The organism is Bradyrhizobium sp. UFLA05-89, assembly GCF_059803475.1.
In genome coordinates this window covers 1-4,716 of sequence record NZ_JBANBA010000221.1, presented here as the reverse complement: position 1 = coordinate 4,716, position 4,716 = coordinate 1, and the positions used below count along the sequence as shown (strand labels likewise).

Here is a 4,716-nt window from a genome sequence, read left to right as displayed (position 1 = left end):
CTCGATCTTGATGCGCAGCGGGTGGCTGCAGGTAAAATCCAGCGGCTGCTGCTTCAAGAATCGCCAGAGCTCTACGGCTATTTCTACGACCACTTAACTGCAACCAAAAAAGGCGTCGTCGGCGTGCAGCCGACGGGCTTAAGCCAGTTGTTCCTGCAGGATGCCGGAAAGACATAACACCGGTTCGATCGGGCAGGACGAGCATTTCCGCCAATCGACCAGCCTCAAAGAGAATCCGATGAAACGCTTCCTTGCAAGGCGCTTTGCCTATTCGTTAGCGACGCTCTTTGCGCTGAGTCTGCTCGTGTTCTTTCTCGGGCAGATTCTGCCCGGCAATGTGGGGCGAACAATCCTCGGGCCACTGGCCGATCAGGAATCCGTGGATGCACTGAATCAGCAGCTTGGCCTCGATCGACCGCTCCTAGTGCAGTATGGCTCCTGGATGTGGCATTTTCTTCATGGTGATATGGGCCAATCTTATCTCTATCGCGCCGCTGTCGCTCCATTCGTAATGCAGGCGCTCGGCCAATCGCTCAAGCTTGCGGCGGTAGCCTTCCTGCTGGTCGTACCGCTCGGCATCTTGGGCGGTGTAATTGCTGCGCTGAACGTGAATCGGCCCCTTGACCGCATCATCAGCCTCGGAGGCTTATCGGCGACCGTGGTCCCGGAATTCGTCACAGGCATCGTACTGATCCTGATCTTCGGCATCTGGCTGCGCTGGCTCCCAATCTCCGCTGCCTGGCCGGAAGGCTCGGGCCCCTTCATGCAGCTCTACCACCTGATCTTGCCAGCAATCCCGCTCGTGCTCGTCCTGTTCGGCTATATTGCTCGCATGGCACGCGCGGGCACGATCGAGGCGCTCGACTCCGATTATACCCGCACGGCCGTCCTGAAAGGCCTGCCTTGGCGTCAGGTAATCTGGCGACATGTGCTGAGAAACGCGCTGCTTCCAACGATCACTGTCATCGCCACCCAGACGGGTTACCTGATCGGCGGACTTGTGGTCGTGGAGACGTTGTTCCGCTACCAGGGGATCGGATCGCTGATCTTCGATGCCGCCAAAGGCAAGGATTTTCCGATGCTGGAGGCGTGCGTGCTGATCATCGGCATCACCTATGCCGTGGCGACATTACTCGCCGATTTACTCTATTCTCTCTTCAACCCGCGCATCCGGATGGGACACGGCCAATGATCGACATTGCCGCCGCTAGGCCCGACACCCGGCGCCAGGAGGTTTTCGCGGCGCTGCTCCGCTCCGGCTCATTCCTGACCGGCGTGACCATCGTCCTGTTTTGGGTGGTATGCAGCTTCTTCGGCCGCCACTTCGTGCCATACGACCCCTTGGCTGAGGACGTTCTGAACGCGCTCGGACCACCTTCGGCAGAACACTGGTTCGGGACGGATCAACTAGGTCGCGATATCCTTTCCCGCGTCATCGTCGGTTCGCGCGACATTCTCACTATCGCGCCTCTTGCGACGATCTTAGCGACTGTTGTGGGCACGGTTCTTGGCCTTCACACCGGCTATTTCCGAGGCGTCTTCGATGACCTTGTTTCGCGGCTGATCGAGGCGAAGATGGCAATCCCGTCGGTTATCGTCACACTCCTCGCGATCGTCGCGCTCGGCACCTCACAGACGACGGTGATCATCATTATCGGCCTATCCTTCAGCACCAGCATCGCCCGCACCGTTCGCTCGGCGGTCCTGGCGGAGCGGGAGCTCGACTACGTAGCCGCAGCCAAGCTTCGCCGCGAGAGTTCAAATCATATCATGTTCCTCGAAATCCTGCCCAACATACTCCCACCCATCCTCGTCGAATCGACGGTGCGCCTCGGGTATGCGATCTTCGCCGTCGCCAGCCTGAGCTTTATCGGATTCGGCCTTCAGCCGCCCTCACCCGATTGGGGGCTGTCGATCTCGAGCAACTACGCGATGATCAGCGCGGGCTATTGGTGGACGGTGCTGTTCGACGCTTTTGCCATCGCCACCCTCGTGGTCGGGATTAACTTGACGGCCGACGGGCTGCATGGGGCGATCGATGGTTGAGCCGGCATTGCACATAAACCGACTGTCGGTCGCTTATCGCGCCGGTGGGCAAAACCGCACCGTGCTTCGCGATTTAAGCTTGGAGGTCGCCTGCGGCGAGGCGTACGGGCTGGTCGGTGAGTCGGGTTGCGGCAAGTCCACCGTGGCGCTGACCGTGGTGCGCTATCTGCCCCGAAACGGGAGCATCACCGGCGGGTCTGTCATGCTCGATGGGGCAGATGTGATGCGGCTCGGACCCGAGCCGCTTAGGGGGCTGCGGGCAAAGAAGGTCTCGATGGTCTACCAAGACCCGGGCAAAGCGCTTAACCCTGCGCTGAGGGTGGGGCGGCAGTTGGTCGAGGTCTTTGAGGTCATGGGCATCCCGTCAGCCGAGCGCGAAGCTCATGCGCTTGAGATACTGAAAAAGGTGCGGATCGCGGATCCCGCCTCGGTTATGCAGCGCTATCCACATCAGCTTTCGGGCGGGATGCAGCAGCGAGTCGGAATTGCCATGGCCCTGGCAAGTAATCCGCCGATGCTGATCCTCGACGAGCCCACCACGGGCCTTGACGCGACTGTGGAGGCCGAGGTCCTCGACCTCGTCAGCGATCTCCGGCGCGAGCTTGGCACCTCGATCCTTTTCATTAGTCACAACCTCGCTCTTGTGGCGAAGATGTGTGACCGGGTCGGTGTCCTTTATGCGGGAATGCTCGTGGAGGAAGGGCCAACGAGGGAGATATTGAGCTCACCGCGCCATCCCTACACTGTAGCGCTTCTACGGTGCCTACCGGCGGGTGGGCAGCGGAAGGAGCAGGGACGGCTCGACACTATTCCGGGCTTCTTGCCCACTCCCGGCGCGCTGATCATCGGTTGTCCCTTCGCCGCGCGCTGCGCGCTCGCGGATGATCGCTGCAGGACGGAAACTCCGGAGCTGCGTGGTATTGGAGGTCGTCTCGTGCGCTGCCATTACCCGGAACGGGCACCTGAACTTCCGCGCAGTACGCCACCCGAAGTGGTGGTCGTGAAGCCTCCAGCGGGTGCCGCGCCGGTACTTCGGATTAGCAATCTCTCCAAGACTTTCGGCCAGGGTGACCACACGATTCGTGCGGTTACCGCCGTCTCCCTCAGTCTGCAGCCTGGGGAAACACTCGGTCTGGTCGGCGAGTCCGGCTCCGGAAAGACCACGCTAGCTCGAATGCTTCTGGGGCTTTTGCCGCCCGATCCTGGCGGAGTCATCGAGCTTGATGGCAAGCCTCTTGCTGCTAGTCTCGACCGGCGCCGGGATGAAGAGGTGAAAGCGCTACAAATCATATTCCAAAATCCTGATTCGGCGCTGAACCGCTCCCATTCCGTCGCCCGCATCATCGGCCGCGCATTGCGCAAGCTTGGGGGCTTTCGCGGCGCCGAGCTGTCTGGCCGTCTCACCGCGCTCATAGCGGCTGTCCGCCTCACCCCGAAACATTTGTCGCTTCGGCCGCGCCAGCTTTCCGGCGGGCTTAAGCAACGTGTAGCCATAGCGCGAAGCTTCGCTGGAGATCCTCGGGTCGTCGTCTGCGACGAACCTACCTCCGCGCTCGACGTTTCGGTTCAGGCAGCGATCCTGAATCTTCTAGCCGAGCTTCAGGCCGCCCGGGCTGTCAGCTACGTCTTCATCTCTCATGATCTTGGCGTCGTGCGCTATCTTTCCGATCGAATTGCCGTGCTCTACCTTGGGAGGATCATGGAAATGGGGCCAACGGACCGCGTATTTGAAGGACCAAACCACCCCTATACCGAGGCGCTCCTTTCCGCGGTCCCCGACCTCGATGGCACCCAGAGCTCCCGCATTCGGCTTTCGGGGGAAATTCCGTCCGCGGCCAATCCGCCTCCGGGTTGCGTGTTCCAAAACCGATGCCCACGCAAGCTTGGCGCAATTTGCGATGCGACGGAGCCGCCCCTCACTGAAGCGGAGCCCGGCCATCTCATCCGGTGCCATATCCGCCCGGAAGAGCTCGAGTTCTTGCAACGAGAATCAAAGCCGGCGCGAGCTCATGTCGGACGTTTGTCTGGATTCGCTCAGATCGCCCTATCGGCCAGCATGCCAGCCATCGATCTGAATTGACGGGCCGCGTAAAGGATGCCTGAGATGAAATTGACTGAATATGTCGAGCACGATGCCAGCAGCTTGGCCTCTCTCGTGCGTGCAGGGGACGTGACGCCCTTGGAGTTGACGCAGCTCGCCCGCGAAGCGCACGATGAGGTCAACCCTCGTATCAATGCCGTTATCGAGTTCTACGAGGATGCCGAGACCATTGCTGGCGCGGACGGAGGCGTCTTCCCTGGCGTGCCCTTCCTTCGCAAGGATGTAGGAGCGACTGAAGCTGGCCGCCTTCAGGAATGTGGAAGCCGCCTGTATAAGGGACGTCGTCCCCAAACAGAAAGCTACTTCTTTCGTCGCGCGCGGGAGTCAGGGCTTCGCACTGTCGGAAGAACGACACTCCCCGAGTTGGGTACATCCGGAATGAGCGAATCTGTTTCTAATGGAATCACCAACAATCCATGGGATCCGGAACGCTCCGCAGGCGGCTCATCGTCGGGATCAGCAGCGGCGGTAGCTGCGGGTATCACTCCCTTAGCTCATGGGAGTGATGGCGGCGGGTCAATTCGCATTCCTGCCGCCTGGTGCGGCCTTGTCGGATTGAATCCATCGCG

4 protein-coding genes and 1 pseudogene are annotated in these 4,716 nt (G+C 60.5%); all 5 read left to right on the top strand.

Features of this window, described 5'->3' with window-relative positions; translation table 11 throughout:
- Positions 1–177: pseudogene (locus tag SO139_RS45555) on the top strand (ABC transporter substrate-binding protein); the annotation flags it as partial.
- Positions 178–238: 61 nt separating this feature from the next.
- Positions 239–1,192 carry an ABC transporter permease gene (locus SO139_RS45550; protein WP_498542100.1) on the top strand — a complete coding sequence of 318 codons (954 nt, stop codon included), beginning with the start codon at positions 239–241 and terminating at the stop codon, positions 1,190–1,192.
- A complete protein-coding gene (locus SO139_RS45545) occupies positions 1,189–2,046 on the top strand; it encodes an ABC transporter permease (RefSeq protein WP_498542099.1) in 858 nt (285 codons plus the stop codon). The genes SO139_RS45550 and SO139_RS45545 overlap by 4 nt, the downstream gene beginning before the upstream one ends.
- Positions 2,039–4,126: a dipeptide ABC transporter ATP-binding protein gene (locus SO139_RS45540; RefSeq protein ID WP_498542098.1), complete on the top strand. Its 2,088-nt coding sequence runs from the start codon at positions 2,039–2,041 to the stop codon at positions 4,124–4,126. Before SO139_RS45545 ends, SO139_RS45540 begins: the two co-directional genes overlap by 8 nt.
- A gap of 24 nt (positions 4,127–4,150) precedes the next feature.
- Positions 4,151–4,716, top strand: a 566-nt coding sequence (locus SO139_RS45535; protein ID WP_498542097.1) for an amidase family protein, incomplete at its 3' end; no start/stop codon positions are given.

Bases quoted from the DNA above. Each gene is read 5' to 3' on its own strand.
- SO139_RS45545 (WP_498542099.1), top strand. From the start codon at position 1,189: ATGATCGACATTGCCGCCGCTAGGCCCGACACCCGGCGCCAGGAGGTT.
- SO139_RS45550 (WP_498542100.1), top strand. From the start codon at position 239: ATGAAACGCTTCCTTGCAAGGCGCTTTGCCTATTCGTTAGCGACGCTC.
- SO139_RS45540 (WP_498542098.1), top strand. From the start codon at position 2,039: ATGGTTGAGCCGGCATTGCACATAAACCGACTGTCGGTCGCTTATCGC.